Below are 18,150 nucleotides of genomic sequence, written 5' to 3'. Positions count from 1 at the left end.
ATTAAATGCCATGAGGCATTGGATGCCTCATGTTCCTCTAAGGATATGGATATGACCACAGAAACACTGAAGCAGGAAGCAAGTCCTGAAGGGATTCAAACCCCCAAAAAGATTTGGATTACTGCATTTATCTTTGCCTTTCTTACCTTGTTATGTGATGGCGCAGATTTGGGTTTTCTCGCGCTCAGCTTAACCAGTTTAAAAGCGGAGTTTCATTTAACGGGTGTACAGGCAGGTACTTTAGGAAGTTTAACGCTTTTAGGTTCAGCAATTGGCGGTCTGATTGGTGGTTGGGCATGTGACCGTTTTGGGCGCGTGCGCATTATTGTGTTTTTTATTGCTTATTCTTCAGTTTTAACCTGTGCGCTTGGTTTTACTGATTCTTATATGCAGTTTGCCATTGTACGAGTCTTTGGCTCGATGGGGCTGGGTGCATTATATATTGCCTGTAATATTTTAATGTCAGAAATGGTGCCGACTAAACATCGTACCACCGTATTGGCAACCTTGATGACGGGTTATACCTTGGGTTCATTACTTGCAACCTTGTTAGCAGGTCATATTATTCCTGAGCATGGTTGGCGTTTTCTGTACTGGATTGCAATTACTCCTGTGGTTTTGTCGATTTTGATGCACTTCTGTGTGCCTGAACCTGCATCGTGGAAAAAATCACGTGAATTGAAAGCATTGGCTGCAACGACAGTCGATCCAACCCAAAAAGTGAAACGTCAGAATCCTTATCTTGAAATTTTAAAAGATAAAAAACACGGCACCATGTTTGTGTTGTGGATTATCAGTACAGGTGCATTACAGTTCGGTTATTACGGGGTAAGTAACTGGTTACCTGCTTATCTTGAATCTGATCTGGGGATCAAATTTAAAGAAATGGCGATGTATATGGTCGGTACCTTCCTGATTATGATGTTTGCCAAAGTAATTGCCGGCATTGTTGCGGATAAATTGGGTCGCCGTGCTGTGTTTGCTTTTGGAACCATTGGTACAGCACTGTTTATTCCTGTCATTGTTTATCTAAATACACCAACCAATATTTTATGGATGATGCTGTTCTTCGGTTTCTTGTATGGCATTCCATACGCCATTAATGCCACCTATATGACTGAAAGCTTCCCGACTTCGATTCGTGGTTCTGCGGTTGGTGGTGCCTATAATATTGGCAAGGTTCTGTCGATTTTCTCTCCACTTACAATTGGTTATTTATCGCAAAGTGGTTCTATTGGTTTAGGGCTATTGGTGATGGCAGCTGCTTATTTTATCTGCGGTGTGATTCCATTGTTATTCATTAAAGACCGATTATTTAACCCACAAAAAGCTGATTAATTCAGCAGCGTTTCAGACTTGATCATGATCAGGTCTGGACCTAAATCATGCACGGTTACCAGTTAATTTATTGCATGAAAAAAAATGATAAATAGAAAGATGGATGATTTTTATAAAAATATTCTCTTTCAAATAAATGAGCTTAGGAATACTCACTTTTATGTAATGGATAGGTAAAAATATGAAAATGGAAGCTGTAAGTACATTCCAAGACAATGAGCTTACTCAGACACCTAAAAAAGTCTGGGTTCTAGCCTTTATATTTTCATTTCTCACTTTACTTTGTGATGGTGCTGATGTTGGCATTCTAGCTTTTACTCTGACCAGTATTAAGGCCGAATTTGGTTTAACCACGATTCAAGCAGGAGCATTAGGCAGTTGGTCAATTTTTGGTATGGCGATTGGCGGACTGATTGGTGGCTGGGCAAGTGACCGTTTTGGACGAGTCCGTATTATTGTCATTTCAACGGCAGCATTTGCCATACTTTCTTGCCTGACGGGGTTTGCACAATCCTATGGGCAACTCGCGATCTTAAGAATTATTACCTGTATGGGATTGGGTTGTCTCTACATCGGCTGTAATACTTTAATGTCTGAAATGGTGCCGACCAAATATCGTACAACGGTGTTAGCAACACTGATGACTGGTTATACCCTCGGTTCTTTAACTATTACAGGTCTATCAGGTTGGATTATTCCTGAATTTGGCTGGCGGATGCTGTATTTCATTACGATTATCCCGATTGTTTTGGCTGTTCTCATGTTCTTCTTTGTGCCTGAACCTGAGTCATGGAGAAAAGCCCGTGCTTTAAAACTTGCTAACCCTGCTGTTGGCACTGCCAAAAAAGCTGAGAATCCTTATATCGCCCTATTTAAAGATAAAAAACACGGCAAGATGCTCATGCTTTGGTCATTTAGTTCTGGATTCCTGATGTTTGGCTATTTGGGGGTGAGTAACTGGTTGCCTGCTTATCTAGAGTCCGAGTTAGGGATTAAATTTAAAGAAATGGCAATCTATATGATTGGAACATTTTTGACCATGATGTTTGCCAAAGTGCTTGCTGGTTTTGTGGCAGACCGAATTGGACGCCGAGTTGTTTTTGCCTTTGGTACGATTGGAACTGCACTGTTTATTCCAGTGGTGGTGTATATGCATACGCCTGAAAACATTGGTTGGCTGATGCTGGCTTTTGGTTTCCTTTATGGTATTCCGTACGCTATTAACGCAACTTATTTAACCGAAAGCTTCCCAACCTCTATTCGAGGTACAGCAGTGGGTGGTGCATTTAATATTGGACGTATTGGAGCGATCTTTGCACCACTGACCATTGGTTATTTGGCAATGCATGGTTCCATTGGTGCAGGTTTATTACTGATGGGTATTGCATATTTTGTCTGTGGGCTTATCCCAACCTTATTTATTAAAGATCGTTTATACGATCCTCAAAAAGCTGAATAACTAAGGAGAGTGAAGAAATGATTAATAAAGTGACCAGTGATATTGAACCGATTTTAAAAGCTATTCCTGATGGGGCAACTATCATGACAGGTGGGTTCGGTGTTACTGGACAACCAGCTGAATTAATTGAGGCCTTAATTGATTTAGGCAAAAAAGAACTTACCATTATTAATAACAATGCGGCTTCTGGTGATCGGGGTTTAACAAATCTGATTATTGCCGGTTGTGTTAAAAAAATGATTTGTTCATTCCCTAAATCGGCTGGGTCAACAGTTTTTCAAGATTTATATCGAGCTGGAAAGATCGAGCTAGAGCTGGTTCCACAAGGGAATTTGGCATGCCGTATTCAAGCAGCAGGTGCAGGATTAGGAGCTGTTTTTACTCCAACTGGCTATGGCACCAAAGTTGCCGAGGGTAAAGAAACTCGAACTATTAATGGCAAAAATTATGTACTTGAATATCCACTTGAAGCTGATTTTGCATTGATTTATGCAGATAAGGCGGATCGTTGGGGTAATTTAACTTATCGCAAAGCGGCCCGTAATTTTGGCCCGATTATGGCAAAAGCCGCAAAAAATACCATTGTTCAAGTCAATGACACGGTAGAGCTAGGAACGCTTGACCCAGAGTGCATTATCACACCGGGAATTTTTGTACAGCACGTTGTAAAAGTAGGAGATATCTAATGTCAGTTCAAAAACGTTCTCGTGAAGATATTGCCAGACTGATTGCCAATGACATTCCTGACGGTTCTTATGTCAATTTGGGAATTGGCCTTCCTACCAACGTTGCCAAATTTTTGCCAAAAGACAAAGAAATCTTTTTACATTCGGAAAATGGTGTTTTGGCTTTTGGCCCGCCACCACAACCAGGTGAAGAAGATGAAGACTTAGTCAATGCTGGAAAAGAACTTGTCACTTTATTAGAAGGTGGATGCTTTATGCATCATGGTGACTCGTTTGACATTATGCGTGGAGGCCATCTAGACATTTGCGTTATTGGTGCATTCCAAGTTGCGGTAAATGGTGATTTGGCAAACTGGCACACAGGCAAACCAGATGATGTACCTGCTGTAGGCGGTGCTATGGATTTGGCGGTCGGCGCAAAAACGATTTATGTCTATATGGAACATGTCACTAAAAAGGGTGAGTCAAAAATTGTAAAAGAACTCACATATCCACTCACAGGTGAGCAATGTGTAAATCGTATCTATACCGATTTATGCATTATTGAACTGAAAGATCAGAAAGCCTATGTCAAGGAAATGGTGGAAGGTCTAAGTTTTGATGAATTACAGGCAGTGACCGACTGTCCGCTCATAGATGCACGTGTAGCCTAATTTATACACATGGAAAAAAGCTTCTTTAAGGATTAAAAGATGAAAAAATTAATTTTAGCTGCAGCTTGTGCTGCGGCTTCAGGGACTGTTTTTGCAAATTCTTCAGATACAACAGAACAGCGAATTAATTTGCTAGAAAGTGAGCTACAAAAGTTAAAAGCAGAACTTGTAGCTCAGAAACAAAGTCAAAGTAATTTACAGGTCAAACAGGCCCAAATTGAAGAAAATGTCGAAAAGAATAAGAGCATTGAAACAGCTAAGCCGATTGCTCCGTCTTGGGTGACTTGGACCGACAATGTTAAGGTTTACGGTATTGCCCGTATAGATGCGGCGGTCGATTTTAAATCTTCACCTGATTCAGGGGGGAGAACGACAAGTAGCTTAAACCGCACACCTTTTGAGAGTGATAAACGTTCTAATCATGCACGCTCAGATGTAAGCGTAAATGCAAGCCGCTTAGGGGTTTATTTTAATAGCCCGAATAAAGCGGTTACGGGAAATATTGAAGCCGATTTCTTTGATAGCTCTAACATGGGAACGGGTGATGGTAAATTCCGTATTCGCCATGCATTTTTCACTTATAAGGATTGGACATTCGGTCAAACATGGTCACTCATGTCCAACATGGAAACACGTACAGAATCTGTGGACTACACGCAATTTGTAGGAACTTCCTATACACGGACTCCTCAAATTCGCTATGACTGGAAAATTGATGCCAATAATGATTTAAAAGTGGCTCTAGAATATACAGGTTCCCGAGTCTCAGCTTTTCCATCATTAACGGGACGCTATACCTTTAAACAAGGTCCTTTAACTGCACTTGCTCAAGGTTTTATTAACGAGAAGTCAGCAGATGTAGCCACCTCAACAGTTAAGAAAGTAAGTTGGGGCGCAGGGGGCGGGTTAAAATACCAATTAACGCCACAGCAATCGGTGCAAGCAAATTATCAATATATTGTTGGTGATCAAAAATTTATGCCTTACACCACGCAAAGCGGCTTGGCAAATTCAACAAGTTTAAATGCAGCGGGTGATTTTTCTTTAAATGAAGAAAAAACAGATTTAGTTATGAATAAACTCAATAGCGTAAATATTGGTTATACATATAAATTCAATGAGCAATGGCGTGCAAACTTATCAGCTTCAGTGTTTGATTATGATGACGATACGGCTTATGCAAAACTCAATCCCGATGCCAATAAGCGTTTAACTGACTATGCTGCTAACGTCTTTTATTCGCCTATTGAACAAATGGATATTGGCATGGAATACCATCAAGGTAAACGAGAAGTCTTTGATGGCAGAACAGCTGATGTGTCACGTGTAAACTTTGTGTCGATGTATAAATTTTAAAATAGGGCGTAATTAAAAATGGAAAAAATAGTTCGACCCGATGCAGACAATATTTTGTCAAAAAGCTTTATTTTTATCATGGCGATGACATGCGGGATTTGTGCGGGCTCGAACTATTATAACCAGCCTTTAATTTATTCAATTGCCAAAGCTTTGCAGGCTAATGCCGAACAAGTGGCTTTAACCATTGTGATTGGACAACTGTCTTATGCGGTAGGACTGTTTCTATTGGTACCACTCGGTGATTTCTTTGAAAAGCGTAGTTATATTTGTTTGCTCATGTGTTGTACGGGACTTGCACAAGTGGGGCTTTCTTTTAGCCAAACCTTGCCAGTCTTATATGGCTTTACCTTTTTAGCGACATTCTTTTCTATTGCAACTCAAGTTTTGGTTCCATTTGCCGCAGGTTTGGCAGGTCCGAAAAAAAGCCCGCAAGTTGTTGGGACTCTCATGAGTGGTTTGTTCTTGGGAATTTTATTGGCGCGCTCTATTGCGGGTTTACTTTCTACGGTTTGGTCTTGGCATGCCGTTTATTTAATTAGTGGCATCGTCATTTTGGTTTTTGCTTGGATCATGTGGTCAAAATTACCAGTTGCGCGTAAATCTCATCAACTCAATATTCTACAAATTTACAGTTCATTATTTTCATTAGCGGCGCATCAACCTCATCTGCTTCGCCGTGGTTTTGCTGGTGGAATTGGCTTTGGTATTTTGGCACTTATTTTTACAACCATGACATTTCTTTTAGCCAATGCTCCTTATCATTTTAATGATTTCCAAATTGGTCTATTTGGAATTGTCGGGTTAGCTGGTGTGTTTGCCACACCGTGGGCGGGTAAGAAAATTGCAGCGGGACTTGAGAATAAAGTTGCACTGGTTAGCATGGTTTTATTAATTACGGCATGGATACCACTATTTTTTGCACAGCAATCTTTAGTGGCCTATGCGGTTGGCGTAATTATGGCTTACTTTGGGCTGTCTGCATTTCATGTACTCAACCAAAATCTGGTTTATCGAATTTCCGCGCAGGCACGTTCCCGCATTAACTCAATTTATATGACACTCTATTTTGGTGGGGCGGCCTTGGGCTCTTTTATTGCAGTTTATGCATGGAAACACTGGGGATGGGAAGCCTGTGCGGCCTTAGGTATAAGTCTGGCTATTGTGAGTTTTATGATTGATCGCTTAGATTTCTATGAAATGGACAAAATTGCCAAGCAAGAAAAAGCTCCATAAGGAGGAGCTTAACATGACTTTTATTTTCTAATAATCATTAATGTGGCTGTGGCAAAAGCATATACTTTTCCATTTTCATCTACGATTTTACCTTCGGTACTAATAATATTGCGCCCTGCATTAATCAACTCGGCCTTTGCGTAGTAAGACGTATCAACTTGCATGGGACGAATCATTTTTACATTCAAATCAATAGTCCCATAACCAACTCCATGTTCGAGTAGGGTATGCGCAGCACTTCCTGTAGCAGTATCTAAAGCTGTAGCACAGAAGCCGCCGTGTACACCGCCTTGTATATTTCGATGTTCTTGTTTAGGGGTAACTTTATAAGTGGCTTTACCTTCGGAAACTTCTACTAATTGCATGGGGATGGTGTGAGCCATAGGCGATGGAGAAACTTCGCCATTTTTTAAAGCTGTTAAAAATTCAAGACCTGTGTATTTCGGGGTATCCATAAATCGTCCTTGGATGATTAAGCAATGTAATCACAATACTATAAATTGGTTTTTTACGGAATAATATTTTGCAGTACAAAATTAAAATAGTAATCAAATTTTTATTTCTCTACCTTTATATTTAATAATATTGTTTAAATACAGCACATTAAATATTTAATGGATATTTTTACTGGTTAAATTTTATGAAAATAGTGAAAACTAGTTTTGCTATAAGAAATTTTTTGATATTTTGGTTGAGTTGAAAAAATAAAAGTCTATTCAAGGAAAAACATATCTGCCTGCATGAAACAGACAGTGAAGTGAAAGGGAAAAAATTATGCCTTTATACAAAGCTCCATTACGTGATATGCAATTTGTTCTGCATGAAATGCTTCAAACAGAAGAGAACTACCAACGTTTAAGCAAATATCAGGAAAGCGTAAATCGAGAATTAATTGATCAATATTTAGAGGCAGCAGCAGATTTCTGTGAAAATGAATTGGCACCTATTAATCAAAATGGTGATCAAGAAGGGTGTCATTTAAATCAAGGCGTAGTGACTACACCGAAAGGTTTTAAAGAAGCCTACCAAAAATATGCCGAACTTGGGTTTACCTCTCTAACCGCCGACCCTGAATATGGTGGGCAGGGCTTACCAACTCTATTACGCATTGCGATTTCTGAAATGTTGTGTGGTTCTAACTGGGCTTGGGCAATGTATCAAGGGTTATCTCATGGTGCGATGAGAACAATTGAACACCACGGAACAGAACAGCAAAAGCAGCAGTTTTTAACCAAGTTAATTAGTGGTGTCTGGACTGGAACCATGTGTTTAACCGAATCACATGCGGGCTCGGACCTCGGTTTAATTAGAACTAAGGCTGAACCAAATCCGGATGGTAGTTACTCAATTACTGGGGAAAAGATTTTTATATCGGCAGGTGAACACGATCTTTCTGAAAATATTATTCATATTGTTTTAGCTCGACTACCTCAGGCACCCGCAGGTACAAAAGGTATTTCTTTGTTTATCGTGCCTAAATTTAATGTAGATGATGAAGGTAATTTGCAAGATCGCAATCAGGTCGTCTGTAGTGCCATTGAACATAAAATGGGTATTCACGGAAATGCCACCTGTGTTCTTAACTTTGATGGTGCTCAAGGTTATTTGATTGGTCCGGAAAATCGTGGGCTTAATTGTATGTTTACCTTTATGAATACCGCGCGCATTGGAACGGCAGTACAAGGGCTCGCTGCCTCTGAAATTTCATTTCAGGGCGCGTTAAGTTATGCCAAAGAACGCCTCGCAATGCGTTCATTATCTGGTCCAAAATATCCAGAAAAGAATGCCGATCCGATTATTGTGCATCCTGCCGTGCGTTCAATGTTAATGACACAAAAAGCATTTGCTGAAGGTGGACGTGCGCTAGCTTATTTTCTAGCTCAACATGTAGATATTGTTGAAAGTTCAGCCGATCAAGAGCAGCAAAAACAGTCCGATAATTTACTGGCTTTTTTAACGCCTATTGCTAAAGCCTTTTTAACTGAGTCTGGTAATGAGTCTGCAAAACATGGTGTTCAGGTGTTTGGCGGGCATGGGTTTATTGTTGAGCATGGAATGGAGCAAATTGTACGTGATGCACGCATTTCAACATTGTATGAAGGAACAACCGAAATCCAGTCTTTAGATTTGCTTGCACGTAAAGTCTTAAATTCAGAAGGCAAGCTCTTAAAGAATATGACGGGTTTAATTGATCAATTCATTCTTCAACATCAAGCAAATGTAGCACTGAAACCTTATTTAGAAAAATTAGGTGAACTTAAGCAACAATGGTTATCACTCACTAAAACAATTGCTGAAAAAGCGAAGCACAATCCAGAAGAAATTGGCGCGGCCTCTGTAGATTATCTTTATTTTTCTAGTTACGTCGTGTTTGCCTATCTTTGGGTTCGAATGGCTCAAGTTGCCCATGAAAAATTGGCATTAGGTACACAAGAGGAAGCTTTTTATAAAGCGAAGCTAAGCACAGCTAAGTTTTTCTATCAAAAACTTTTGCATCGTACACAAAGTCATGCTGCCGCAATTGAGTCAGGAGCTGAATCTGTCATGGAGCTTGATCAAGATGCTTTTGCATTTTAGTGAATCGTAACTTTTAGGATCACTGGGTGGGATTTTCATGTGGAATTTTACCCATTGATTAAATTTGTAACTTTAGACTCATGAGTTTTTGGTAGGAAAAATCAATTTAGTCAAAGGAGTAGACCATTAATATAAGCATTAAAACGTGAACTTTCATTAAATATTGATGTTCGATAAGGACTAAGGAAAGAAAATCATGAATGCTTATTATCAATTACTGAATAGATCAATTGGTCCTCAAGGTGAGGTCATTGCTCATTATTGCTCAACTGTTCATGCACAAGGCACTTGGAACCCCCATGAACAGCATATGGCACCAGCAAGTGGCTTAATAGCAGCGGAGTTAGAGCAGTTTTCACCACGACAAGGCATGAGAATTGGTCGAATTAGTTTTGATATTTTCGGTCTTATTGCATTTGGTGAGTTTACAATTAAGACCCAAGTGATTCGTGCTGGAAAAACAATTGAGCTAATAGAAGCTGAAATGCAAGCACAAGGTAAAACTTGTATTGTTGCCAGAGCATGGCGAATGTGTACTCAAGACAGTTCTGATATTGCTGGGCTTGAAGATCAGCCAGTTCATCATCCAGACTCTTTTACAGAGTGGAAGGGTATGAAAAGATGGCCGGGTGGTTTTATTCAAACACTAGTGACAAAAATTGATGATCAGCATCGCGCAGGTAAAGGCATTGTTTGGCTAAATAATGATAAAGAAATGGTTGAAGGGCAGCCGACCACAGATTTTGCACATTTGATTGGCATGGTGGATACCGCAAACGGAATTGTACCAAGACAAGAAGGTGAGTTTACGTGGGGTTTTCCAAATCTTGATTTGCAAATTCACATGCATCGTTATCCGCAAGGTAAATGGTTAGGTTTGGAAACTGTTCAGCAATATGGATCGGATGGCATTGGCTTAACAAGCGCGGTTTTACATGACCTCTATGGCCCATTTGGACGAAGCGAGCAGATTTTAACTTTACGTAAGATGACCAAATAAATATTTGAACCCATAAAAAAGTCATCCCTGAGGATGACTTTTTTATTTCCAGATTTAATTTTTAAGCAATTTCTTAGCTACGAACTTTAATGAGTGTTGGTGTAAGTTCATCCCAACGCTGTTTTGCAGCGTCCATTGCTTTCATTTTGATATGTCCATAACCACGAACTTCTGCTGGTAATTTTGCAATTTGTTCAGCAACAGCCAAGTTATGATTTTCTGGAGCTTCAACAAGTGCTTCAACAAATGCGATGTAACGGTCACGCCATGCTTGTTCGTGTTGACGCTCTTCTTGACGTGCAAATGGGTCAAGGAAAGTTTCACGTAGCCATTGTAAGCGAGCAAGCATCATCATTGGGAAACGCATCCAGTAACCAAATGCACGTTTACGAACATTTTGAAGACCACCCAGTAACGCTGGCGGAGCAAGATGGTAAGTTAAACGTAAGCCTTTACCGAACTGTGTTTCAATCGATTCTTTGAAGCTTTTGCCGGTTAACAGACGTGCAACTTCATATTCATCTTTGTACGCCATGACTCTATAAAGCTGGGTTGCAATCGTACCAGTTAATTCTTCTGGTAACTTTTTAGCAGCCAGTTCTACCAGCGTACGGTATTTAGTTGCATAAGCGTCATTCCAATAGTCTGTCAGACGAGCAGAGCGGTCTTCAACAAGTTCAGCCAACGTTTGCGGCGTTTTGGTTTTTGGCATTGCCGCAAGTAAACGTGCAGCTAAAGCTGGGTCACTTGCAAGGTGACAACCCACGCGGAAAGCTTCGATGTTCTTTTCAACAGCAGTACCATTTAACTTAATTGCTTTTTCAATGCTTTCACGTAAGAGCGGAATACGACCAGATTGCCAAGCCATACCGAGTAATAACTGGTTGGTATAGATTGCATCACCCAGTAGTTGTGTTGCAATACGAGCGGCTGGTAATGAAACCAATTGACCTTGACGAACACGACCACGAAGACGATCAACTAAATCGGTAATAGGCGCATACCAGTCACGAGATTTAATAAATTCAGAAGTCGGCGTGCTGTCTTCATTCACAATAACCAAAGCATCATCTCTTAAGCGAGAAAGTGCGGCACTACCACCAGCGACTACGGCATCTGCACCAATCAGTAATTCACATTGACCCGCTGGAATTTTTGTTGAAGAGATTTGCTCATCACTTGCTGCAAGTTGTACGTATGAATAAACCGTACCGCCTTTTTGAGCAAGTCCAGCCATGTCCATAACACGTGTTGCTTTACCTTCTAGGTGAGCCGCCATACCAAGGAGTGCACCAATAGTCACAACACCTGTACCACCAATACCACCGACCATAATACGACTTGGAACATCATATAACTGAGGAATGATTGGTGATGTTGGCCAGCCTGCGCCAATTCCTTCAAATTTAGCTGGACGTTTCATATCACGTGTATGAACAGTCACAAAACTTGGGCAGAACCCTTCAGCACAAGTGAAATCTTTATTACAGCTACTTTGGTTAATTTGACGCTTAGTACCTAAAGCTGTCTCTACTGGCTCAATAGATAAACAGTTTGATTTTTTCGAACAGTCGCCACAGCCTTCGCAAATATCACTGTTAATGTATAAACGCTCAGCTGGGTCAGGGTAGGCATCACGTTTACGGCGACGGCGTTTTTCACTGGCACAGGTTTGTACATAAATTAAAGCGGTCACACCTGAAACTTCACGCAATTCACGTTGAACCGCGTCAAGTTCATTGCGGTGGCGAATTTCTACACCCGGTGCAATGCCGTCTTCTTCGTTTAATAGTTTAACTTCATCAGTCACAATGACTTGTTTTTTAATACCTTCAGCAGCAAGCTGACGAGTTAACTGCGCAACGCTCAAATGTCCATCTACATGCTGACCACCTGTCATAGCGACCGCATCGTTGTAGAGGATTTTGTAGGTAATATTAGTTTTTGCAGCGATAGACTGACGAATTGCTAAGTAACCTGAGTGGAAATAGGTTCCATCACCAAGGTTGGCAAAAATATGTTTTTCATTGGTAAATGGTGATGCACCTACCCAACTTACACCTTCACCACCCATTTGAGAGAACGTTTCGGTACCACGGTCAAGTGAAACGGCAATATAGTGACAACCAATACCGCCTAACGCACGGCTACCTTCAGGAACTACGGTTGATGAGTTATGTGGGCAACCACTACAGAAATAGGGTTTACGCTCAGCAAGATCAATAACACGTTTTGACTCTTGCTCTGCTTTTAGCAGTAAGTCGATTCTATTTTGGATTTGTACTTTTAAGTTTTCTGGAATATCTAGTTTTAAGAAGCGAGTAGCCAGCATTTTTGCAATAGGTTCAGGCTGGTACTCATAGTGACCAATGAGTGGTGCTTCCTCAATAGAGGTACTCCATTCACCTTTACCATCGGTGGCTTTACCAATCACATGTGGGCGTTTGCCATCAGGAAGTGAATACAGCTCATCTTTAATTTGTGTTTCAATAATTGGACGTTTTTCTTCAATAACGATCAGTTCTTGTAAACCTTCAGCAAATTCACGAACGCCTTGAGGTTCTAAAGGCCAAATTAGACCAACTTGATAAACACGTAGCCCAAGCTGTTGGGCAGTTTCATCTTCAATACCTAAAATGCGTAAGGCTTCAATCGTATCTAAATAGCCTTTACCACTTGCGGCAATACCGATACGGGCATTTTCACAAGGCCATGTTACGGTGTTGATTTTATTCGCGCGGGCATAAGCCAAAACAGCAGGTAAGCGATATTTATAAAGACGTTCTTCTTGCTGAATGCCATGATCTGGCCAACGAATGTTAACGCCACCCTCTGGGAAATTGACATCTTCTGGTATAACTGGAGTAACACGGTCTAGATCAACATGAACTGAAGCGGAAGTTTCTACAATTTCACTGACCAGCTTCATTGAAGACCAAAGGCCAGAAAAACGTGAAACGGCAATGGCGTGAACACCAAAGTCTAAAATTTGTTGAACGGATGTTGGGTAGAAAATTGGAATACCACAACCAATCATGACATGTTCAGACTGGTGAGGGATTGTAGAAGATTTACATGAGTGGTCATCACCAAATAAAGCAACGACACCACCACGTTCAGAGGTACCAGCTAAGTTAGCATGGCGGAGTACATCGCCTGAACGGTCAACACCTGGGCCTTTACCATACCACCATGAAGACACTCCATCATATTTGCCTTGGCCTGAAAGATTAACTTGTTGCGTACCCCAAATTGCGGTAGCAGCCAAGTCTTCGTTTACACCAGGTTGAAATACAACATTATGGGATTTAAGTAATCCTTGAACTTGCCAAAGGAAACTATCATAGTTACCAACAGGAGAACCGCGATAACCAGAAATAAAACCAGCAGTATGATAACCATTAATCGCGTCACGGCGAGTCTGAGCAAGAGGCAACCGTACAAGTGCCTGAATGCCGGTCATATATGCTGTACCGTTATCACTTATATATTTATCTTCAAGTGACACATCCTTTGTTGCAATAATATTTGGAGTGACTTTTGTAGCTATGTTCATTTATATCTCCTTAGAATTTTTAGTAGCTCGGACTACTTTCTTTTTTCAACATCCAGTTGAATATTTGGAGCAAGTGACATACGAAATAAAAAAAGATCGGTTCCTCTTCTTAAAAAGAATTAGTGCCAATGTATGTACATTTAGTCATTGTGGTTGATCTAAACTGGTGCAACAATCCGTAATTTAGGAAAACATATTTACGTTATGCGCAAAAATCTCGATGGTGGACTATTGCATGCAATGCATGCATTCCTGAAAGTGATTGATAGCGGGAGTTTCACAGCAGCAGCTGAGCAGATGGATCTGACCACAGCACAGGTTTCACGTCTTATCAGCGAGCTAGAAACACGCTTAGGTACAAAATTAATACAACGCTCAACACGCCAGCAGGCACTGACCGATATTGGTGCAGCTTATGCAGAACGTTGTCGACAAGTGATTTCAATGGTGGATGAGGCTGAGTCAGAAGTCGCTGGAACCGCCTCAAAACCCAAAGGACGTTTACGTGTATTGAGTATGGGAAGCTTTGGGCATCATTACGTATTTCCAGTCATGGCCGAGTTTTGCAAAAATTATCCCGAGTTAACAGTAGAATATACGACATCGCAATACGTTCCAGATCTGTTGGCAAAAGGGGTAGATGTCAGTCTCTATCTCACTGAGTCTTTAACAGATTCCCGCTTTGTTGCTCGCAGAATTGGCACTATTTTTTCTGTTTTATGTGCTTCACCTGCTTATCTTGAGAAACATGGTGTTCCTAAGTCACCAGAAGACTTAAAAAATCATGCTTGTTTACGATTAGTTAATCCATCGATTACAGCAGATTGGCATTTGTTAAATGCAAATGGTGAGTCTTACCAAATTGATATTGGTGGGCAACTCATTGCAGATAACCCAGAATTATTATTAGATGTTGTACAGCAGGACATGGGCGTGGCGTTATTGCCGATGTTTTCGGCTTTAGAGGCAGTTCAAAATGGAAGATTATGCCATATCTTGCCTGAGTGGCGTTCGCCCGATATTGGGGTTTATACCTTATTGCCTTCACGTCATTTTATTGACGCCAAAACGCGTGCATGGTTGGATTGGGTGGAAGAATATATTTCACCAAGAATTGAAATGGATGCATCTTATTTTTATAAATAATGAGATAAATTTTTTAAGGACTAAACTAGAAAAGGATGAACAATAATACGGATTAGAATAAAAATAGGGTAGAGAATGCTTCTGTTGAGTGGGGCATTTAATACAGAGATTAATTCAAAATTTTAAATAAATTGCATAAGGGATTTAGTCCCAATTCCTGAATGAAATGAGATAAAGATGAGATAGGATGATCTGGTACTCGGCCTAATATTAAGCCTTATACCAGATGCTGAGTTATTTTATTTATTACTACGCACACTTGGTTTGCCAATAAGCATTTGCATAATTCGACAAGCTTTTTCGGTTTAATACATTGCTAATATTTTGGCTGGCTTGCATTAACTTTTCTAAGTCGATACCGGTTTCAAATCCCATATGGGACAGCAAATAAAACAGGTCTTCGGTTGATACATTACCAGAGGCACCTTTGGCGTATGGGCAGCCGCCAAGTCCAGCAAGGGACGAGTCAAAAACACGAATGCCTTGCTGTAGGGACTGATAAATATTGGCAATTGCCATGCCATAGGTATTGTGGAAATGTCCTGCCAAAACATTGCTGTCTAGTTCAGCGAGGCAGGCTTGCCAAACCTTTTGAACTCGATCTGGTGTTGCGGTGCCAATGGTTTCACCTAAAGACACTTCATAGCAGCCCATGTCATAGAGTCGTTTAACGACTTTCACCACTTGCTCAGGTGCAATCGTGCCTTCATAAGGGCAATCGACAATACAAGAGACATAACCACGCACACGTATGTTCTGTGCTTTCGCTGCGCTCATGACATCGCTAAATTTTTCAAAGCTTTCATCGATAGAGCAGTTAATATTTTTACGGGTAAAGCTTTCAGAAGCTGCGGTAAAAACCGCAACCTCTTTGCATCCTACGGCTTGAGCAGTTTCAAAACCTTTGATATTAGGAGTGAGTAGACTAAATTGCACATCTGTGGTCTGGGGTAACAGCTTAAATAGCTCATCACTTTGAGCCATTTGCGGCACCCATTTTGCCGAAACGCATGAACCCACTTCAATTGATTTTAGGCCCGCATTTATCAGGTCATTAATAAAGTTTAAGCGTTGTTCAACCGTTAAAGCCTGCTTTTCATTTTGGAGGCCGTCTCTGGGGCCGACCTCCACAATTTTGACAAACTCACTCATGCAACTTCCTCCTGAGCAGGCTGGAATTCAACAAGTTCATCGCCAGCTTTGACTTGATCACCGACTTGAAAATAGGAGTCTACAATCAAGCCATCTTTAGGGGCACGGATGGTGTATTCCATTTTCATTGCTTCAAGCGTCATTAAAATATCGTCTTTCTTAACGCTATGATTTGCACTCACCAGCACTTGCGTGACGACACCCGGCATTGGGGCTTTCAGGTGACCTTCATCGGCTTGACTGTCAGCCTGATTAAAATCTTGACGAATATAAGCAAACTTATAGCTTTGTCCGTTTTGGAATAAGGTAATGCCTTGCTGACTTTGATTAAAAGATAGCTTTTGCTGAGTCGCGCCAATTTGAACAGAGGCAGTATGCGCATCAATTAATTGACCAGAAATAGGGTAGCTTTGTCCGTTATATTCTGCGGTGAAGCCATGTTCATTTGAAGCAAATTTGATTTGGATATTTTGGTTTAAATAGTTCAGTTTAATACTGTGCTGGTAGGAAATATTTAAACGCCAAAGTGGTTGAGCTTGCCAAAGCTGTTTTTGGCTTGAGCTGTTGTTAAGTTTACTTAGAAACTCAATAAATGCTGCTGCCACTACAAGTTCTGGTTTGATATCTTCAGGGCTAAACAAGAAGTTTTGTTCGCGTTGAATCAGGTTGGTATCAAGCTTGGCTTGTTTGAACGAGTCGCTGCGAACAATCTTTTCAAGAAAGGCAATGTTGTTGCCTAAGCCATCTACATGGAATTGACTTAAAGCGTGTTGCATTTGAATAAGCGCAGCTTCACGGTTTTTACCCCATACGATGAGTTTAGCAATCATTGGGTCGTAATAGGTCGTGATTTCATCGCCTTCAACAATACCGCTGTCTACACGCACGTATTGGTTTTGAGTTGGGTAGTGCAGATAGTCAATTTTACCAATTGCAGGTAAAAAGCCTTTTTCAGGTTCTTCGGCGTAAATACGGGCTTCGAGTGCGTGGCCGTGAATTTGCAATTCGTTTTGTAGTTTAGGTAATGGTTCGCCATAAGCTACACGAAGTTGCCATTCAACCAAGTCTTCACCGGTAATCATTTCTGTCACTGGGTGCTCGACTTGTAAGCGGGTATTCATTTCCATGAAATACGCCGTACCATCTTGTTCCACAATAAACTCAACGGTTCCAGCACCCACATAGTCTACTGCACGTGCAGCATCAATTGCCGCTTGGCGCATTGCATCAAGCTTTTCGCTTTGCATTTGTGGAGCAGGGGCCTCTTCTAATACTTTTTGGTGGCGGCGTTGTACCGAACAATCACGTTCAAACAAGTGCACATAGTTACCGTGTGTGTCGCCAAACACTTGTACTTCAATATGGCGCGGTTGAATCACATAGCGTTCGATCAAGACATCATCATTACCAAAACTTGATTTAGCTTCGCGCTTACATGAGGCTAAGGCATGCAGAAAGTCTTCACTGCGCTCAACCAAGCTCATGCCTTTACCACCACCGCCGGCACTGGCTTTGATTAAAACTGGATAGCCAATTTGGTCGGCCTGTTGTTTTAAAAATTCGGCATCTTGGTTGGTTCCGTGATAACCCGGTGTTAAAGGGACGCCTGCTTTTTCCATTAAAGCTTTAGAGGTTGCTTTTAAACCCATAGCTAAAATGGCATCGACTGGTGGGCCAATAAAGCAAATATTGTGTTGTTGGCAAGCTAGCGCAAACTGGTCATTTTCTGAAAGAAAACCGTAACCCGGATGGATCGCTTGGCTACCTGTATCAATGGCAGCTTGAATAATGCGGTCAGCTTGTAAATAACTTTGAGTCGCAGGAGACTGGCCAATATAGAGGGCTTCATCTGCAAGTTTGACATGTTGTGCATTTGCGTCTGCATCAGAGTAAACAGCAACTGTTGCGATACCCAGTTTTTTTGCGGTACGAATTACGCGACAGGCAATTTCACCACGGTTCGCAATTAAAATCTTTTCAAACATGATGAT

The 18,150-nt window shown here is 41.0% G+C and carries 13 protein-coding genes; 9 read left to right on the top strand and 4 right to left on the bottom strand.

All coding sequences use genetic code 11. The annotated features are described in order from the left end of the window. Positions 1-51: 51 nt before the first annotated feature. The 6 genes from F936_RS12285 to F936_RS12260 all read left to right on the top strand — a co-directional run bounded on the left by F936_RS12285 (position 52) and on the right by F936_RS12260 (position 6,728). Positions 52-1,338, top strand: a complete 1,287-nt coding sequence (locus F936_RS12285) for an MFS transporter (protein WP_005047666.1) — start codon at positions 52-54, stop codon at positions 1,336-1,338. Between the two features lie 181 nt (positions 1,339-1,519). After that, positions 1,520-2,797, top strand: a complete 1,278-nt coding sequence (locus F936_RS12280; protein ID WP_005047664.1) for an MFS transporter — start codon at positions 1,520-1,522, stop codon at positions 2,795-2,797. A 17-nt stretch (positions 2,798-2,814) separates the two neighbouring features. Next, positions 2,815-3,483 carry a 3-oxoacid CoA-transferase subunit A gene (locus F936_RS12275; RefSeq protein WP_003651139.1) on the top strand — a complete coding sequence of 223 codons (669 nt, stop codon included), beginning with the start codon at positions 2,815-2,817 and terminating at the stop codon, positions 3,481-3,483. Further along, positions 3,483-4,136 (top strand): 3-oxoacid CoA-transferase subunit B, encoded by a 654-nt coding sequence (locus F936_RS12270; RefSeq protein ID WP_005047662.1) that lies wholly within the window; start codon positions 3,483-3,485, stop codon positions 4,134-4,136. The genes F936_RS12275 and F936_RS12270 overlap by 1 nt, the downstream gene beginning before the upstream one ends. Before the next feature lie 39 nt (positions 4,137-4,175). Continuing rightward, the gene (dcaP, locus tag F936_RS12265; protein WP_005047660.1) at positions 4,176-5,492 is read left to right on the top strand and encodes an outer membrane trimeric porin-like protein DcaP; all 1,317 of its coding nucleotides are present in this window, start codon (positions 4,176-4,178) and stop codon (positions 5,490-5,492) included. Between the two features lie 18 nt (positions 5,493-5,510). Beyond that, positions 5,511-6,728, top strand: a complete 1,218-nt coding sequence (locus tag F936_RS12260; RefSeq protein WP_005047658.1) for an MFS transporter — start codon at positions 5,511-5,513, stop codon at positions 6,726-6,728. A 20-nt stretch (positions 6,729-6,748) separates the two neighbouring features. On the opposite strand, the gene F936_RS12255 is transcribed toward F936_RS12260, so the two are convergent. Beyond that, positions 6,749-7,198, bottom strand: a complete 450-nt coding sequence (locus tag F936_RS12255; RefSeq protein WP_080595319.1) for a PaaI family thioesterase — start codon at positions 7,196-7,198, stop codon at positions 6,749-6,751. Positions 7,199-7,502: 304 nt separating this feature from the next. On the opposite strand from F936_RS12255, the gene F936_RS12250 reads away from it, so the two are divergent. After that, on the top strand, positions 7,503-9,305 hold the full coding sequence (locus tag F936_RS12250) for an acyl-CoA dehydrogenase C-terminal domain-containing protein (RefSeq protein ID WP_005047654.1): 1,803 nt from the start codon (positions 7,503-7,505) through the stop codon (positions 9,303-9,305). A gap of 196 nt (positions 9,306-9,501) precedes the next feature. Then, a complete protein-coding gene (locus tag F936_RS12245; RefSeq protein WP_005047651.1) occupies positions 9,502-10,305 on the top strand; it encodes a thioesterase family protein in 804 nt (267 codons plus the stop codon). Between the two features lie 73 nt (positions 10,306-10,378). Here the strand turns inward: F936_RS12245 and F936_RS12240 are convergent, their stop codons facing one another. Continuing rightward, positions 10,379-13,861: an indolepyruvate ferredoxin oxidoreductase family protein gene (locus F936_RS12240; protein WP_005047650.1), complete on the bottom strand. Its 3,483-nt coding sequence runs from the start codon at positions 13,859-13,861 to the stop codon at positions 10,379-10,381. A 204-nt stretch (positions 13,862-14,065) separates the two neighbouring features. On the opposite strand from F936_RS12240, the gene F936_RS12235 reads away from it, so the two are divergent. After that, the gene (locus F936_RS12235) at positions 14,066-15,007 is read left to right on the top strand and encodes a LysR family transcriptional regulator (RefSeq protein ID WP_005047649.1); all 942 of its coding nucleotides are present in this window, start codon (positions 14,066-14,068) and stop codon (positions 15,005-15,007) included. A gap of 249 nt (positions 15,008-15,256) precedes the next feature. Here F936_RS12235 and F936_RS12230 read toward each other — a convergent pair whose 3' ends face one another. Continuing rightward, positions 15,257-16,159: a hydroxymethylglutaryl-CoA lyase gene (locus tag F936_RS12230; RefSeq protein WP_005047648.1), complete on the bottom strand. Its 903-nt coding sequence runs from the start codon at positions 16,157-16,159 to the stop codon at positions 15,257-15,259. Next, positions 16,156-18,144 carry an acetyl/propionyl/methylcrotonyl-CoA carboxylase subunit alpha gene (locus F936_RS12225; protein ID WP_005047647.1) on the bottom strand — a complete coding sequence of 663 codons (1,989 nt, stop codon included), beginning with the start codon at positions 18,142-18,144 and terminating at the stop codon, positions 16,156-16,158. The genes F936_RS12230 and F936_RS12225 overlap by 4 nt, the downstream gene beginning before the upstream one ends. Positions 18,145-18,150: the final 6 nt, after the last annotated feature.

This window comes from Acinetobacter calcoaceticus DSM 30006 = CIP 81.8, from assembly GCF_000368965.1.
Taxonomy (GTDB): Bacteria; Pseudomonadota; Gammaproteobacteria; order Pseudomonadales; family Moraxellaceae; genus Acinetobacter; species Acinetobacter calcoaceticus.
This window is presented reverse-complemented; position numbering and strand designations above follow the sequence as displayed.

What these genes read in the sequence shown, in the direction of transcription:
- F936_RS12235 (WP_005047649.1), top strand. Translation starts at nt 14,066, where the DNA reads ATGCGCAAAAATCTCGATGGTGGACTATTGCATGCAATGCATGCATTC.
- F936_RS12245 (WP_005047651.1), top strand. Translation starts at nt 9,502, where the DNA reads ATGAATGCTTATTATCAATTACTGAATAGATCAATTGGTCCTCAAGGT.
- F936_RS12240 (WP_005047650.1), bottom strand. Translation starts at nt 13,861, where the DNA reads ATGAACATAGCTACAAAAGTCACTCCAAATATTATTGCAACAAAGGAT.
- F936_RS12270 (WP_005047662.1), top strand. Translation starts at nt 3,483, where the DNA reads ATGTCAGTTCAAAAACGTTCTCGTGAAGATATTGCCAGACTGATTGCC.
- F936_RS12230 (WP_005047648.1), bottom strand. Translation starts at nt 16,159, where the DNA reads ATGAGTGAGTTTGTCAAAATTGTGGAGGTCGGCCCCAGAGACGGCCTC.
- F936_RS12285 (WP_005047666.1), top strand. Translation starts at nt 52, where the DNA reads ATGACCACAGAAACACTGAAGCAGGAAGCAAGTCCTGAAGGGATTCAA.
- F936_RS12275 (WP_003651139.1), top strand. Translation starts at nt 2,815, where the DNA reads ATGATTAATAAAGTGACCAGTGATATTGAACCGATTTTAAAAGCTATT.
- F936_RS12280 (WP_005047664.1), top strand. Translation starts at nt 1,520, where the DNA reads ATGAAAATGGAAGCTGTAAGTACATTCCAAGACAATGAGCTTACTCAG.
- F936_RS12260 (WP_005047658.1), top strand. Translation starts at nt 5,511, where the DNA reads ATGGAAAAAATAGTTCGACCCGATGCAGACAATATTTTGTCAAAAAGC.
- F936_RS12250 (WP_005047654.1), top strand. Translation starts at nt 7,503, where the DNA reads ATGCCTTTATACAAAGCTCCATTACGTGATATGCAATTTGTTCTGCAT.
- dcaP (WP_005047660.1), top strand. Translation starts at nt 4,176, where the DNA reads ATGAAAAAATTAATTTTAGCTGCAGCTTGTGCTGCGGCTTCAGGGACT.
- F936_RS12225 (WP_005047647.1), bottom strand. Translation starts at nt 18,144, where the DNA reads ATGTTTGAAAAGATTTTAATTGCGAACCGTGGTGAAATTGCCTGTCGC.